The organism is Paraburkholderia sp. RHO2 (assembly GCF_050955445.1).
Classification (GTDB): domain Bacteria; phylum Actinomycetota; class Actinomycetes; order Mycobacteriales; family Mycobacteriaceae; genus Prescottella; species Prescottella agglutinans_A.
Genome location: NZ_CP162617.1, coordinates 3,712,406 through 3,726,513 on the forward strand (window position 1 = coordinate 3,712,406; position 14,108 = coordinate 3,726,513).

General features: G+C 70.6%; 16 protein-coding genes and 1 tRNA gene. 8 read left to right on the forward strand and 9 right to left on the reverse strand.

The window, feature by feature from the left end; translation table 11 throughout:
- Positions 1 to 5: 5 nt before the first annotated feature.
- Positions 6 to 560, reverse strand: a complete 555-nt coding sequence (locus ABTV10_RS17280) for a nucleosidase (RefSeq protein ID WP_499028800.1) — start codon at positions 558 to 560, stop codon at positions 6 to 8.
- A 101-nt stretch (positions 561 to 661) separates the two neighbouring features.
- Between ABTV10_RS17280 and nadE the strand changes: the two genes are divergently transcribed.
- Both nadE and ABTV10_RS17290 read left to right on the forward strand, forming a co-directional pair.
- The gene (gene nadE / locus ABTV10_RS17285) at positions 662 to 1,510 is read left to right on the forward strand and encodes an NAD(+) synthase (RefSeq protein ID WP_499028802.1); all 849 of its coding nucleotides are present in this window, start codon (positions 662 to 664) and stop codon (positions 1,508 to 1,510) included.
- Between the two features lie 26 nt (positions 1,511 to 1,536).
- Entirely contained in the window at positions 1,537 to 2,304 is a 768-nt protein-coding gene (locus ABTV10_RS17290) for an SDR family oxidoreductase (protein WP_499028804.1), read from the forward strand.
- A gap of 6 nt (positions 2,305 to 2,310) precedes the next feature.
- On the opposite strand, the gene ABTV10_RS17295 is transcribed toward ABTV10_RS17290, so the two are convergent.
- Together ABTV10_RS17295 and moaA are read right to left on the reverse strand one after the other, a co-directional pair.
- Positions 2,311 to 2,592 carry a MoaD/ThiS family protein gene (locus ABTV10_RS17295; protein ID WP_433605880.1) on the reverse strand — a complete coding sequence of 94 codons (282 nt, stop codon included), beginning with the start codon at positions 2,590 to 2,592 and terminating at the stop codon, positions 2,311 to 2,313.
- Positions 2,585 to 3,679: a GTP 3',8-cyclase MoaA gene (moaA, locus tag ABTV10_RS17300; protein WP_499028805.1), complete on the reverse strand. Its 1,095-nt coding sequence runs from the start codon at positions 3,677 to 3,679 to the stop codon at positions 2,585 to 2,587. Before moaA ends, ABTV10_RS17295 begins: the two co-directional genes overlap by 8 nt.
- 61 nt (positions 3,680 to 3,740) lie before the next feature.
- Here moaA and ABTV10_RS17305 point away from each other — a divergent pair, with 61 nt between their 5' ends.
- From ABTV10_RS17305 to ABTV10_RS17320, 4 genes are all read left to right on the forward strand, one after another.
- The gene (locus ABTV10_RS17305; protein ID WP_499028807.1) at positions 3,741 to 4,967 is read left to right on the forward strand and encodes a molybdopterin molybdotransferase MoeA; all 1,227 of its coding nucleotides are present in this window, start codon (positions 3,741 to 3,743) and stop codon (positions 4,965 to 4,967) included.
- Complete coding sequence (gene moaCB / locus ABTV10_RS17310) at positions 4,967 to 5,974, forward strand: bifunctional molybdenum cofactor biosynthesis protein MoaC/MoaB (protein ID WP_499028809.1); 1,008 nt, start codon at positions 4,967 to 4,969, stop codon at positions 5,972 to 5,974. Before ABTV10_RS17305 ends, moaCB begins: the two co-directional genes overlap by 1 nt.
- Positions 5,967 to 6,380, forward strand: coding sequence for a molybdenum cofactor biosynthesis protein MoaE (locus ABTV10_RS17315; protein ID WP_499028811.1), 414 nt, complete (start codon positions 5,967 to 5,969; stop codon positions 6,378 to 6,380). The genes moaCB and ABTV10_RS17315 overlap by 8 nt, the downstream gene beginning before the upstream one ends.
- A gap of 211 nt (positions 6,381 to 6,591) precedes the next feature.
- The gene (locus tag ABTV10_RS17320) at positions 6,592 to 8,031 is read left to right on the forward strand and encodes a DEAD/DEAH box helicase (RefSeq protein ID WP_499028813.1); all 1,440 of its coding nucleotides are present in this window, start codon (positions 6,592 to 6,594) and stop codon (positions 8,029 to 8,031) included.
- Positions 8,032 to 8,076: 45 nt separating this feature from the next.
- Here the strand turns inward: ABTV10_RS17320 and ABTV10_RS17325 are convergent, their stop codons facing one another.
- The 3 genes from ABTV10_RS17325 to ABTV10_RS17335 all read right to left on the reverse strand — a co-directional run bounded on the left by ABTV10_RS17325 (position 8,077) and on the right by ABTV10_RS17335 (position 10,987).
- Positions 8,077 to 8,829, reverse strand: a complete 753-nt coding sequence (locus tag ABTV10_RS17325) for a class I SAM-dependent methyltransferase (protein WP_499028815.1) — start codon at positions 8,827 to 8,829, stop codon at positions 8,077 to 8,079.
- Between the two features lie 419 nt (positions 8,830 to 9,248).
- Positions 9,249 to 9,878 (reverse strand): 5,6-dimethylbenzimidazole synthase, encoded by a 630-nt coding sequence (bluB, locus tag ABTV10_RS17330; protein WP_433605892.1) that lies wholly within the window; start codon positions 9,876 to 9,878, stop codon positions 9,249 to 9,251.
- Positions 9,879 to 9,922: 44 nt separating this feature from the next.
- A complete protein-coding gene (locus ABTV10_RS17335; RefSeq protein WP_499028817.1) occupies positions 9,923 to 10,987 on the reverse strand; it encodes a CobW family GTP-binding protein in 1,065 nt (354 codons plus the stop codon).
- A gap of 108 nt (positions 10,988 to 11,095) precedes the next feature.
- On the opposite strand from ABTV10_RS17335, the gene ABTV10_RS17340 reads away from it, so the two are divergent.
- Both ABTV10_RS17340 and ABTV10_RS17345 read left to right on the forward strand, forming a co-directional pair.
- Entirely contained in the window at positions 11,096 to 11,806 is a 711-nt protein-coding gene (locus ABTV10_RS17340; protein WP_499028819.1) for a (2Fe-2S)-binding protein, read from the forward strand.
- 231 nt (positions 11,807 to 12,037) lie between these two features.
- Positions 12,038 to 12,334: an antibiotic biosynthesis monooxygenase family protein gene (locus ABTV10_RS17345; RefSeq protein WP_499028821.1), complete on the forward strand. Its 297-nt coding sequence runs from the start codon at positions 12,038 to 12,040 to the stop codon at positions 12,332 to 12,334.
- A 139-nt stretch (positions 12,335 to 12,473) separates the two neighbouring features.
- Here ABTV10_RS17345 and ABTV10_RS17350 read toward each other — a convergent pair.
- The 3 genes from ABTV10_RS17350 to ABTV10_RS17360 form a co-directional block, all read right to left on the reverse strand.
- A tRNA-Ala gene (locus tag ABTV10_RS17350) sits at positions 12,474 to 12,546 on the reverse strand.
- Between the two features lie 146 nt (positions 12,547 to 12,692).
- Positions 12,693 to 13,442 carry a DsbA family protein gene (locus ABTV10_RS17355; RefSeq protein WP_433605900.1) on the reverse strand — a complete coding sequence of 250 codons (750 nt, stop codon included), beginning with the start codon at positions 13,440 to 13,442 and terminating at the stop codon, positions 12,693 to 12,695.
- 87 nt (positions 13,443 to 13,529) lie between these two features.
- Complete coding sequence (locus ABTV10_RS17360; protein WP_499028823.1) at positions 13,530 to 14,018, reverse strand: MauE/DoxX family redox-associated membrane protein; 489 nt, start codon at positions 14,016 to 14,018, stop codon at positions 13,530 to 13,532.
- Positions 14,019 to 14,108: the final 90 nt, after the last annotated feature.

Here is a 14,108-nt window from a genome sequence, read left to right on the forward strand (position 1 = left end):
CGGCGCTACAGCGCGTCGCGCAGCCAGTCGGCGAGCACGCGGGCGCTGGCGTCCACCTGCGCGGGCCAGTCCATCGCGGAGTCGTCGGCGTGGTCGCTGACGTGCTTGACGAGTCGGCACCGCGCGCCCAGTTGCGTGCACGCGAACGCGACGGCGAAACCCTCCATGTCGACCAGATCGGCCCGCGCCGCGAGAGCGTCCCGCACCTCGGCGTCGGAGACGAACGAGTCACCTGTCGCGAGGACCGAGCCATCCCCGTCGTCGAGGTCGATCACATCGCGCACGGGGTGACCGAGCGACCGCAGCACCTCGCTGCTGATGTCGTGGTTGAGCACCGCCGACGGCAGGTAGAGGCCGCCGTGGTGGGCGTGCAGGGCGCCGGCGGTTCCGATGTTGACCACGAGCGGCAGCCGCTCCGGCGGGTACTGCGCGAGGGCACGGGTGACCGCCACCGCGGACGCCACCTTGCCGATGCCGGTGACGACGACGTCGAGGCCGGCCGGCACGTGCGCCGCCTCCTCCCGGGTGGCGCTCACCACGAGGATGCCGGTGCTGTTCATGAAAGGTCTCCCGAGTTCCTGGTCCGGCGCCGATCGGGCGCCGCGCGCACATCCTGCCGTGACGGTTCACGGCTGCGCGCACCCGACGCTACAGTTCTGCCATGGCGATTCCACGTGCACAGATCATCGAGGAACTCGGAGTCCAGGCGACGATCGACCCTGCCACCGAGATTCGACGGCGCGTGGATTTCCTCGCGGACTACCTGCGGTCCACCCCGGCCCGGGGCTTCGTGCTCGGGATCAGTGGCGGGCAGGACAGCACGCTCGCCGGACGCCTGACCCAGCTGGCCGCCGAGAAGCTGCGCGCCGAGGGGCACACCGCCGAGTTCGTCGCGGTGCGACTGCCGTACGGTACCCAGTTCGACGAGGACGACGCGCAGGCGGCGCTGAAGTTCATCGCGCCCGACCGCTCCCTGACCGTCAACGTCAAGCCGGGCGCCGATGCGACCATCGCCGAGGCGTCGCAGGCGATGCACGATCTCCTCGAGGACGGTGACCGGTTGCGGGACTTCGTGCGCGGCAACATCAAGGCGCGCGAACGCATGATGATCCAGTACGCGATTGCCGGCGAGCTCGGCTACCTCGTGGTCGGCACCGACCACGCGGCGGAGGCGCTCACCGGGTTCTTCACCAAGTACGGCGACGGCGGCGTGGACGTCACCCCGCTGACGGGTCTGACAAAGCGGCAGGGCGCCGCGCTGCTGCGTGAGCTGGGGGCGCCGGACAGCACGTGGCAGAAGGTGCCGACGGCGGACCTCGAGGACAACCGGCCGTCGCTGCCGGACGAGGTGGCGCTCGGGGTGACGTACCAGCAGATCGACGACTACCTCGAGGGCGTGGACGTCACCAGCGACGTCGCCGACAAGCTCGAGTGGATGTACCGCAACACCCGGCACAAGCGAACGGTGCCGGTGACGCCGCTCGACACGTGGTGGCGCGAACAGCACTGACGAGGTCCGGACGGACGGGGGACACGGTGACGACGTATCTGGTGGCGGGCGGGACGGGGGTCGCCGGCCGGGCCGTGGTGGCCGAACTGGTGGGGCGCGGCGCGGCGGTGCGCGTCCTCAGCCGGCGCGGCGGAACGAGCAACGGCGTCCGGCACATGGTCGGCGACCTGGTGAGCGGCGACGGACTCGCCGCCGCACTGGACGGCGTGGACGTGGTCGTCGACACGACGGACGGCAAGACCCGAAGCGCCCGTGGCGTTTTCAGTACCGGTGCGGCGAACCTGCTGTCGGCGGCCGAGGCGGCGGGCGTCTCCCGCGCGGTGCTGCTGTCCATCGTGGGCGTCGACCGCGGGCGGTTCGCCTACTACCGGGCCAAGACCCGCCAGGAGCAGTTGTACCGGGACTCGGCGCTGCCGACGCGCGTCGTGCGGTCCACGCAGTTCCACGAATTCGTCCCCATGATCTGCGCGCCCACCGCCCGGATCGGGGTGATCCCCGCCTTCACCCACACCCGCTTCCAGTCGATCGACACCTCCGACGTGGCCCGGGCGCTCGTCGACGCCGCCACCGCGGAACGGCCGGCGTCCGCCGAGCCGACCGTGGTGGGCGGTCCCGAGGTGCTCACGATGCGCGAGATGGTGCTCGCGTGGAAGGCCGCCACGGGCACGCGCGGACGGGTGACGAACCTCCACATGCCCGGCGGCATGGGCGAGTTCTGGCGGAACGGCTGGAACCTGGTGCCGGACAACAAGTTCGGCACCGTCACAGTCGATCAGTGGTTGGCGCGGCGCTGAGGCCGCTCACCCGCCCGCGAACGGCGGCAGGACGTCCACCTGCGCGCCGACCGGACGGGCCAGGTCGCGGGTGAGGTCGGAGCCGACGAGGTAGGCCGCGACGCCGAGGATCTTCTCCATGCGTTCGCCGTAGCGGTCGATCAGCGCCGCCCGCAGGTCCGCGAGCGCGGCGCCGTCCGGCAACGACAGCGTCTCCTCCGTCCGGTCCGCGGCCTCGGCGGCCGCCGCGAAGTACCGGACATCGACGGTGCGCGTCGCCACCCGCACCGGATCCACCGTCTCAGCCACCGATCGCCCCCATGCTGCGTTGCGGGGGAACGAATCCCGCCGCGTTGATGCCGTGCCCGGCCCACTTGTTCCACATCGCGGCCCGCCACAGCTGCGCGACTTCTTCGTCGTCGGCGCCGGTGCGCAGCGCGCCCCGCAGATCCACCTCGCGGTCACTGAACAGGCACGACCGGACGGTCCCCTCCGCGGTGAGGCGGGTGCGATCGCAGTCCGCACAGAACGAGCGGGTCACCGACGCGATGATCCCCACCGTCGCGGGACCGCCGTTCACCAGCCACTCCTCGGCGGGCGCCGACGGGTCCTCCCGGCCCACCTCGCGCAGGTCGAAGCGCTCGCCGAGCACGTCGAGCAGGCTCTGCGCGTCCACCATGTTCTCGCGGGCCCACTCGTGGTCGGCGTCGAGCGGCATCTGCTCGATGAACCGCAGCGCGCAGCCCGACTCGAGGCACCACTGCAACAGATCGGCGGCCCCGTCGAGGGTTTCGGACATCAGCACGGCGTTGATCTTCAGCGGGGCGAGTCCGGCGCCCTGCGCGGCGCGGATACCGGCGATCACCGACTCCAGCCGGTCGCGGCGGGTGAGTTCGGCGAAATGGTGCCGGTCGATCGTGTCCAACGAGACGTTGATCCGGGACAGGCCCGCGCGGGCGAGGGCGGCGGCGCGGTGTTCGAGGCCGACGGCGTTGGTGGTCATCGACAGTGGGACCCCCGGTGCCGCCGCGGCGCAGCCGGCGACGATGGTCTCGAGGTCGCGGCGCATCAGCGGTTCGCCGCCGGTGAACCGCACCTCCCGCACCCCCAGCCGGTGCACGGCGATGCCGACCAGTCGGACGATCTCGTCGGCGCTCAGCAGCTGCTGCGGCGGAATCGCCGGCAGCCCCTCGGCCGGCATGCAGTACGTGCAACGCAGCGAGCACTTCTCGGTGATCGAGACCCGCAGATCGCGGGCGGTCCGCCCGAAACCGTCCACCAGTTCGGGCACGTCGGGGCGCCCGTCCATGGGGGGCACGGCCGGGGCGTTCGACGCCGACGGCACCGTGGGAATCCCCACGTCCACCGCGGTCCGCGCTCGTGTCGCCGTCGTCATCCCACCAGTATGCCGCCGTCCCCGCTCCGGAGTGCGACGAAGATGCCTAGGATTGGCACTCATGGCACAGGCGCAGCGGCACTCAGGCCAGAGACGCACCGCAGGCACCGCACGATCCGTCGAGGACCACGCCGCCGACGTGGCCGAACTGCTCGGACCGCTCCTGACCCGGCCGTCCGAGACCGTCCGACTCGACGACGCGTTGGGCCGGGCCCTGTCGTACGACGTCACCTCCCCCGTCGACCTGCCGCTGTTCCGGAACTCGCAGATGGACGGATTCGCAGTCGATGCCGCGTCGGTCGCGGATGTCCCGACAACCCTGCCGATCGCCGCGACGGTGCCCGCCGGCCCGGCCGAACCCGCCCCGCACGTGCCCGGCACCGCGGTGCGGATCATGACCGGGGCGGTGATGCCCGACGGCGCGGATGCCGTTGTGCCCGTGGAGGACACGGAGGTCTCGGACGGGAAGGTGACGGTGCAGCGGTCGCGCGGCGTCGGCGACTTCGTCCGTGAACGCGGCAGCGATGTGCGCACTGGCATGCTGCTGCTGCCCGCCGGCACCGTGCTGGGGCCCCGCCATCTCGGGGTGCTCGCGGCGGTCGGGCTCGGTTCGGTGGCGGTGCGGACCCGCCCCCGCGTCGCGGTGATCACGACGGGAGCCGAACTGGTCGACACCGGCGCCACCCCGGGTCCCGGTCAGATCTACGACTCCAACGGGCCCGCGCTCGCGTCGAGCCTGCGCGCCAACGGCGCCGAGGTCGCGGTGGTGGACCGCAGCAGCGATGAACCGGACGCCTTCCGCACGGCGCTGCGGCGCGCGGTCGCCCGCGCGGAGCTGGTGATCACGTCCGGTGGGGTGTCGATGGGCGACTACGAGGTGGTCAAGGACGTCCTCACCGAACTCGGCGCACGGTTCGGTCCGGTCGCGATGCAGCCGGGCGGGCCCCAGGGCCTGGCGTCGGTCGACGAGATCCCGGTGCTGACCTTCCCCGGGAACCCGGTCAGCACGATGGTCTCGTTCGAGGTGTTCCTGCGTCCGCTGCTGCGCCGGGCGGCCGGCCTGCCCGCGGTCCCCCGCGAGAACGCCGTCCTCGACCACGACGTCACCTCGGTGGCGGGCAAACGCCAGTTCCTGCGCGGCCGCCGCACCGACACCGGCGTCGAGGTGGTCTCCGGTCCGGGCTCGCACCTCGTGGCGGCGCTCGCGTGGGCCGACGTCCTGATTGATGTGCCCGCCGACGTCACCTCCCTGGCGGCGGGCGAACGAGTGAAGGTGTGGCCCCTGTAGTGACCGAGCACAACACGAGCGAACTGAGCCACCTCGACGGCGAAGGCCGCGCCCGGATGGTCGACGTGAGCGCCAAGGCGGACACCACGCGGATCGCGGTGGCCGCCGGCGAGCTGGTCACCACGCCCGCGGTGGTGGCGCTGGTGCGCGCCGACGACATGCCCAAGGCGGACGTCCTGGCGACCGCCCGGATCGCCGGCATCTCCGGCGCGAAGAAGACGTCCGAGCTGATCCCCCTGTGCCACCAGTTGGCGCTGTCCTCGGTGAAGGTCGAGTTCGGCTTCACGGAGTCGTCGATCACGATCGAGGCGACCGCGAAAACCAAGGGCCCCACCGGTGTCGAGATGGAGGCGCTGACCGCCGTCGCCGTGGCCGGACTCACCCTGCACGACATGGTCAAGGCCGTCGACCCGGCCGCGACGCTCGACGGCGTCCGACTGCTCACCAAGGAGGGCGGCAAGCGGGGCCGGTGGCGGCGCGAGGAAGCGCCCGCTGCCGAGGCGCCCACGACTCACGGCGCCGAGGTCCGCCTCGGTGCGGCCACGGTGCTCGTCGCGTCGACCGGCGGCGCCCGCGGCACCCGCCCGGACACCACCGGTCCGGCCATCGCCGAGTGGCTCACCGCCCGCGGGCACGCCGTCCGCGGCCCGCTGGTCTACGCCGACGCCGACATCGCCGCCGGGCTCGCCGACGCCCTGTCCGACGCCCCCGCCCTGGTGATCACGACGGGCGGGACGGGCGCCTCCCCCACCGATGCGACACCGGAAGCGACGCGCGCGGTGCTGGACCGGGAGCTGCCCGGGATCTCCGAGGAGATGCGCCGACGCGGGACGAAGGTGACCCCGCACGCGTCGCTCAGCCGCGGGGTGGCGGGGCTGTCGGGCCGCACGCTGATCGTGAACCTGCCAGGCTCGCCGGGCGGGGTGAAGGACGGACTGTCGGTGCTGGATCCGATCCTCGAGCACCTGCTCGCGCAGATCGCCGGCGGAGGTGCGCACGATGCGTGAACTGCTGGCCCGCATCTCGGCCGAACCGCTCGATCCGGCGGCCGTCGACGCCGCCGTGTCCGGGCCCGAACACGGGGCCGTGGTCGTCTTCACCGGGGTGGTCCGCGACCACGACGGCGGCCGGTCGGTGTCGGCCCTCGAGTACCAGGCTCACCCGGACGCCGAGCGGTTCCTCCGCCAGTGCTGCGAGCAGGTGTCCGAGCGGACCGGGCTGCCCGTCGCCGCCGTACATCGCGTGGGCCAGCTCACAATCGGGGATCCGGCGCTGGTCGCGGCGGTTGCCGCACCGCATCGCGCGGAGGCGTTCGCGGCGTGCGCCGAACTGGTCGAACGGATCAAGGCCGAGGTGCCGATCTGGAAGCGCCAACGGTTCACCACCGGGGTCTCCGAGTGGGTGGGCCTCTAGCCGACCGCGGGGCCGCGGCCCGGTATGGTGGCAGGAACTGGACGCCTCGCGAGGGGCGTCCAGCGTCGTAGAACGCTTCATTTCTCGAGCATGTCTTGCGGCGCTCGATCTTGCCCACCGGCAAAGTCGCCACCTTGTGCAGGCCGCCGTGCATCCGGGACATCTCCGGCCGCGGGCGTGCATGACGAATGCCCGAAAGGCACCGAGGAACTTGTCCACCAGCGTCACCTCCCCCTCAGGCGAGTCCGCCTCCTTCACGTCCCTGGGTGTTCCGGCCCCCATCGTCGCCGCACTGGCCGACGGCGGGATCACCGCGCCGTTCCCCATCCAGGTCGACACCCTGCCCGACACCCTCGCGGGCCGGGACGTCCTCGGCCGCGGCAAGACCGGCAGCGGCAAGACCCTCGCCTTCTCGATTCCCCTCGCGGCCCGTCTGGCCGGCGGCAAGCGGCGTCCGCGTCGGCCCCGCGGACTGGTCCTCGCGCCGACCCGCGAGCTGGCCACGCAGATCACCGCGACGCTCGAACCGCTCGCGAAGGCCCTCGGCCTGCGGGTGACCACGATCTTCGGCGGCGTCTCCCAGCACCGGCAGGTGAACGCGCTCGAGTCCGGCGTCGACATCGTCGTCGCCTGCCCGGGCCGGCTCGAGGACCTGATGAAGCAGGGCTTCGTCACGCTCGACAACGTCGAGATCACGATCCTCGACGAGGCCGACCATATGGCCGACCTCGGATTCCTGCCGGGCGTCACCCGCATCCTCTCCGCGACACCGAAGGGCGGTCAGCGGCTGCTGTTCTCGGCGACGCTGGACAACGGCGTCGACAAGCTGGTCAAGCGCTTCCTGCAGAACGAGGTGCTGCATTCGGTGGACGAGGCGAATTCGCCGGTCGCGGCGATGACCCACCACGTGTTCGACGTGACCGGCGTGGACGTCAAGAAGGCCCTCGTCCACAAACTGGCGTCGGGCCAGGGCCGGCGAATCCTGTTCATGCGCACCAAACATCAGGCCCGCAAGCTCGCCCGCCAGCTCACCGAGGCCGGGATCCCGTCGGTGGATCTGCACGGCAACCTGTCCCAGAACGCGCGCGACCGGAACCTGGCCGCCTTCTCCGAGGGCTCGGCCCGCGTCCTGGTCGCCACCGACGTGGCGGCGCGCGGCGTCCACGTCGACGAGGTCGAACTCGTCGTGCACGTCGATCCGCCCGCCGAACACAAGGCGTACCTGCACCGCTCGGGCCGCACCGCGCGGGCCGGCAGCGCCGGTGATGTCGTCACGATCGTGCTGCCGGATCAGCGCAAGGATCTGTCGGTGCTCATGCGCAAGGCCGCGATCAAGGTCACACCGGTCCAGGTGACCGCCGAGTCGGAGCACGTGATCCGGCTCGTCGGCGAGCCCGCACCGCACGTGCCGCCGGCCCCGAAGGCGGAGAAGCCGACCGGTGGCGGCCAGCGGCCGGCCCGTCGCGGCGGCGGACAGGGCGGACAGTCGCAGCGCCAGGGGCAGGGCCGCGGGCGCGGTCCCCGGACCGAGAGCGCGGGTGCCGCGGCCGGCGGTGGTCGCCGCCGCTCGGGTGGACGCCCCGGTTCGACCGGTGGCAACGGGTCCGGCGCGGGCGGGTCGACGGGCGGCTCACGCCGCCGCCGTGGGTGAGTTTCCGACTCTTCCGGGGCCGCTTCGTGTTCGAACCGACGGGGTTCACAGCCTTGTGACGCTGTCACCGACGTGCTCCGGCGCCTTGACCGCCGAGGCAAGCAGGTAATCGAGCGGCAGGACGAGTTCGTTGCCGCGGCGTTCTCCCCGTTGCTCGACGAATCGGCGCAGATCCCGGTGCAACTCGCCCCAGCGCCCCTCTGCGGTCAGCCTTTCCTGTTCGCTCACAACGTGGCCCGCCGTGCGAACCAGGAAGTCACCCGCCTCCTCGGATGAGGAGAAGCGCAAGGTGACCCGACCGGATGAGGTGGCGGTGAGCCGCAGCCGGTGAGGTTCGAGCATCTCGGCCAGCGCGGCGGGGTCACCCCAGCGACTGGGAGGGCCGCTGCCGATGGGCGGTGGCGGCAGGTAAACGTTCAGTACCTGCCCCATCGCCGGCAGCACGCTGCCCGGCACCCACGACGCGAGCACCACCCTGGCGCCGGGCGCAGCGACTCGCGCGAGTTCGCGTGCTGCGATCGCATGATCGGCCGCGTACATCACACCGAACACCGAGAGCACGACATCGGCCGATCGATCCGGGAAGGGTAGCGCTTCCAGATCACCCCACCGCCACTCGACGTCGGAGCGGGTGGCGCGGGCACGCACCTCAGCCAACCGCAGCAGCTTCGTCTCGACGTCGATGCCGACAACTCTGCCCCCGCGCGCGGCCGCGAGCAGTGCAGCATTGCCTGTGCCGGTGGCGACGTCGACCACCCGGTCGCCCGGCCCGACCGCCGCCGCATCGACGGCTGCCACGGCCGCGGACTGCAGGCAACGGCCCATCAGTGGGTAGTCTCCGAGGCCCCACGTCGTCATCGGGCTGCTCACTGTCATCCTCCTGAAGCAGGAGGCGCCCTTGGTCGTGTCGTCCGAAGTTGAGCGTGGCGGACCGGTTCCGTCGCAGCGCCTCTCGCCCCGGAAGGGGATGGCGACAGCGTAGCGCCCGATCACAGATCTGGTTGCCGCCTTCGTCAGCGGCCTTCCTCGCCGAACACCAACCCGTCATCGACTTCCCCACCCTCGTCCACCTCGACGAAGTCGCGGCCGCCTACGGCGACTATCCCGAACCTCGCCTTCGATTCGATCGGCACGGCACGAGTCCCGAACTCCACGAGTGAGAGACGGGATGCGGAGGCTTGCGCGAGGTTGCTTCTGTCACCGCACCCGCGTGTGTGTCAGAAGCGTTCCCAGTGGATCGCGTCGGCCAGGTTCCGACGGTTCCGCCAGCCGAAGCGCTCGAGGTCGGGGACATCCTGGAACTTGTCGACCTTGCCGACGCACAGCCACGCGATCGGCCGCACCGGCGTGGGGATGCCGAGCAGTTCGGTGAGGTACTCCTCCTCGTAGAACGACACCCAGCCGACGCCGATGTTCTCGGCCGCCGCCGCGAGCCACAGGTTCTGGATCGCCAGCACCGCCGAGAAGATGCCGGTGTCGTCGATGGTGTGCCGGCCGAGGATGTTCTGGCCGCCGCGCGCCGGGTCATACGTGACGACGATGCCCGTGCCGCTCTCCCGGATGCCCTCGATCTTGATGGGGTCGAACGTCTTCCGGCGATCCTCCGGTAACGAGTCCGCGAACGCCTTGCGGCGGCCGGCGACGTGCTGGGCGAAGGTGTCGAGGGTGTCGGGGTTACGCACGACGATGAAGTCCCACGGCTGGGTGTTGCCGACGCTCGGCGCCGCATGCGCCGCGCCGAGCACGCGCTGCAAGGTTTCGTCCGGGATCAGTTCACCGCTGAACTCGGCGCGGACGTCACGGCGTCGGCGGATGGCTTCGTACACGGAAACGAGAGATTCGGTCACCACTCCACGGTAGTCGCCGCGGAAGTACGACCTGTCGGGGTCCGTCAGGCGTCGACGGTGTAGCGGTGCACGCCCATCATCGTGTCGGCGTCGAGGCTCTCCGCCTGGGGCTCGGTGCAGGCGCCGAGCAGCGCGTCGATCGACTCGGGGTCGAGGTCGGTGCCGATGACGACGAGTTCGGTGCGCCGGCCCTCCCCCGCCTCCCACCGCTGCGGGTGGAACGCGATGTGGTCGCCCACCACCTGCAGCAGATACTTCTGCTGGTGTCCCGGGACACCGAAGTACACATACCCCTTGATCCGGTAGACGCCGGCGGGCTGCTTCTCGAGGAACTGGACGAGCCGCCGCGGGTGCATCGGCAGCTCCGAGGTGAACGTCACGCTCTGGTACATCGAGTGGATGTGGTCGTCGTGGTGCCCGCCGCACTCGCTGCACGTGTCGTCGGCGGCGGCGAGCAACTCGTCGAACGTCAGCTGCTCGCCCGGCTGCGGCGCGCGGCGCGGCCGGGGATCGAACAGCAGGCCCGGGTCGACCCGCCCCCGCACGGTGGAGACCACCGCGGCACGCGGATTGATCCGGCACACGTCGCTGAGGAGCGCGTCGTGGTCGTCCGCGCCGATGCGGTCGGTCTTGTTGAGCACCACCAGGTCCGCGATCGCGACGTGCTGGTCGAGTTCGGGATGCCGCTCCCGGCTGCTCTGGTACTCGGCCCCGTCGACGAGCATGATCAGTCCGCCGTAGGTGATGTACGGGTTCTCACTGCCCAGGACCAGCCGAATCATGTTGCGCGGCTCGGCGAGACCACTCGCCTCGACGACGATGACGTCGATCTCCGACGTGCGGTGCGCGAGCCGGTCGAGCATCGCGTCCATGTCGCTGACGTCCACGGCGCAGCACATGCAGCCGTTGCTGAGCGCCATCATCGAATCGACCTGGCCCGCAACCATCATCGCGTCGATGTTCACCGACCCGAAGTCGTTGACGATCACGCCGATCCGGGTGCCGCCGTTGTTGCGCAGCAGGTGGTTGAGCAGGGTCGTCTTCCCCGAACCGAGGAATCCGGCCACCACGACGACCGGGATCGACCGCGTACTCCGCTTCTTCGCCACCCCGACCCTCCGCGTCGCCGACAACATCGACCGGCCATCGTACTAGCCTCGGGGCCTGGACGATGTGACGGGATTGCGGGATCCACCACCCCGGGATCGAGGGAGGCGATGGACCTACAGCCACACGACTGGCGCCGATCCTCGCCGACCGCCGTCGCCGGGACCCTGGCCGATCTGGCGACCGTCGGCCCATACTTCACCGTCACCACCGGGGAACCCGGCCCGGGGCCGTGGCGCCCCGTCGGACGCCTGTACGACGACCCCGCAACCCTCGCCGCCGTCGTCACCCACGTGGGCGAACAGATCGGCGCCGACGAGCGGCGGGTGGCCGCGTCGACGCTCTTGATGGGCTACGCCGCGCGCCTGTGGTCGCTCGCTCTCGGCGCGGTCGTGCGGGGCCGGCTGGTCCTGGCGCTCGATCCCGAGGAACTGCTGTGGCACGAGAACCGCGGGCAGATCCGCCTGCACGTGCGCGAGCCGCGCGGCCGGGACGGCGGGGATCTCGTCGCGTCAGCGCGGGAGACGGTGCTCGACCGGCACCTGCAACCGCTGATCGCCGCGATCCGGGCCGCCGAGCCGATGTCCGCACACTTGCTGTGGGGCAACGTCGCGTCGGCCCTCGTCGGCACCGCCCACGTGCTCGACGGCGAAACGGGCTCCGACGCGATCACCGTCGCCGACCAGGTCCTGCACGACCCACGATTGGTGCCGACCCTCGAACGGGGACCGTCCGGCTATCGGCGCCGGAGCTGTTGCCTGTTCTATCGGACCGCGGTCTCGGGTTACTGCGGCGACTGCCCGCTACCCCACCGCGAGTGAGCCGTCCCACGCAGAGATCCTCCGTGCGACCTGGGACACACTCTGTCGATCGACCTGCTTTCGACGTGCTTCACACCACAAATTGCACTACAGTTCAAAAAGTTGCCCCTCCCCCCTGGGCAGCAACGGCGCTCACCCGGCGATTCCCCCCCCTGCCCGGGTGAGCCGTCGGGTGGTGGCGTGTGAGACAACTCCACGCCACCACCTGGCACCGTCTGCGAGGATGCCCCGATGATCCTCGAGCACGCGCCCCTGCAGGTGAAGCCCGGACACACCGCCGAGTTCGAGTCGGCGTTCGGTCGGGCGAAGCAGATCGTCGCCGGGATGCCCGGATTCCGAAGCCTCCACCTGTCCCGCTGCATTGAACGCCCCGACGCGTACCTACTCCTCGTCGAATGGGACAGCCTCGAGGCACACACCGACGGATTCCGGGGCTCGCCCGAATACCAGGAGTGGCGTCGACTGCTACACCACTTCTACGACCCGTTCCCCACCGTCGAGCACTACGCGGACGTCGACTCGGCCTGAAGCGCGCCGCTCCTCCGTTGGTCGTGCCGCGCTCCCGATCGGCGGCGCGGCACGACCAAAACCCGAGCGACACGACCGCGGCCCGGACATGCAAAAACTCCGGGCCACGATCGGATGATCGTGGCCCGGAGTTTCGGAGTGGAGCTAAGGGGACTCGAACCCCTGACCCCCACACTGCCAGTGTGGTGCGCTACCAGCTGCGCCATAGCCCCGTGTTGAGTTGTTCTCTGCGCTTCCGGAGTGACTCCCTCGCGCTGAAAGAAAGTTACACCATCGCCGTCGCGGGCTACAAATCGCCTGGTCAGAGGCAAGATGCCCGCCGGTGGCCGGCCCGGACGAGCCGGCCACCGGGCACGTTCTACTGCGAAACCTGGGAAACCCAGTCCGGGTTGCCGAGCGCGTCCACGTCCTGGCCGTTGTGGATGACGGCCGGGGTGCCGGTCGCGCCCGACGCGGCGAGGGCCGCACGGCCGGTCTCGGCGTCCGCCGCCGCCTGCTGCATGCGCTCACCGCTGGTGATGCAGTTGACGGCCGCCTCGTTGGCGCCGGCGTCCTTCGCCAGCTTTGCGAGATCCTCGTTCGACAGGTCCGACTTGCCGTTCTCGGGCGGCTGGTTGGCCGGGGAGAACAGCTCGCCGTGGAACTTGGAGTAGGCCATCGCGTCGCCGGTCGTCGCGACGCACTGCGACGCGGCGACAGCGCGGGTCGAGTAGTCGCCGCTCGCCGAGAGCCGGTTGAGGAAGTTCAGGATGTGGTAGCGAACCGCGAGCTTGCCCTCGTCGATGGCCTGCGCCACCTCCTGGCCGTGCTTCTCCTCGAGCTGCGCGCAGAACGGGCACATCGGGTCCTCGAACATGTCGATGGTGTTCGTCACGTCGGGAAGTCCGAGGCGCACCACGCCCGCGTCCTCCATCGTCACCTGGACGGCCGAGTTCTGTACCGCGCCGTAGCCTGCGTTACGCGGCTCGTCGCTGCTCTTCGTCAGCAGGATGCCGCCGATCACCAGGGCCGCGATCACCACGATCGCGAGACCGCCGATGATGTACGTGGCCTTGCTGGATGTCGGCTGCGGGTTGTACTTGACCGACTTCGGTTTCTTCGAACTCACTTCGCGTCCTTCGTCATGGGTGTGAGATCCGTTCGGAACTGACCGGAGCGCCCGCCACGGGAACGTGCGACAGGCACTACTCGGCCCCTACTCTGCCACCGCAGCCTGAGCAGGCACTGAGAACGGCGCGCGCGACCGCGGCCCTAGGGATAGGGGGCTGCGCGGGAAGACCACGAGCCACACCGCCAACGCCAGGAATCCGACATCTCGGGCGATCTCCCGCGCATAGTCCCAGGAGTCGACGTCCGCCGCGCCGCCGCCGCCGAAGCATCCGCAGTCGATCGACAGCCCGCGCGCCCACGCCGAGATGATCACGCCGATGAGGACGAGCAGCATCGCGCTCGACGCGACAGCCACCGCGCGCACCCCGAGACCGATCACCAGGAACAGGCCGAGGGCAATCTCGAACATCGGCATCGAGTACGCGACCGGTCGCACCAGGTCCTCGGGCAGCAACTGATAGGCCCGGACCGCGACCACAGTCTGCGTGGGATCGATGAACTTGATCCACCCGGAGATCAACCACACGGCGGCCAGGCCGAAGCGTGCGAGCAGGCTGACAATGCGTATCCACACGCCCCACACGCTACCGAACAGGACCTTTCACGACGGGGCGACGGGACAGGCCACCGACCTGGGCTGACGTCGGCCGGACGTACGGCCAGG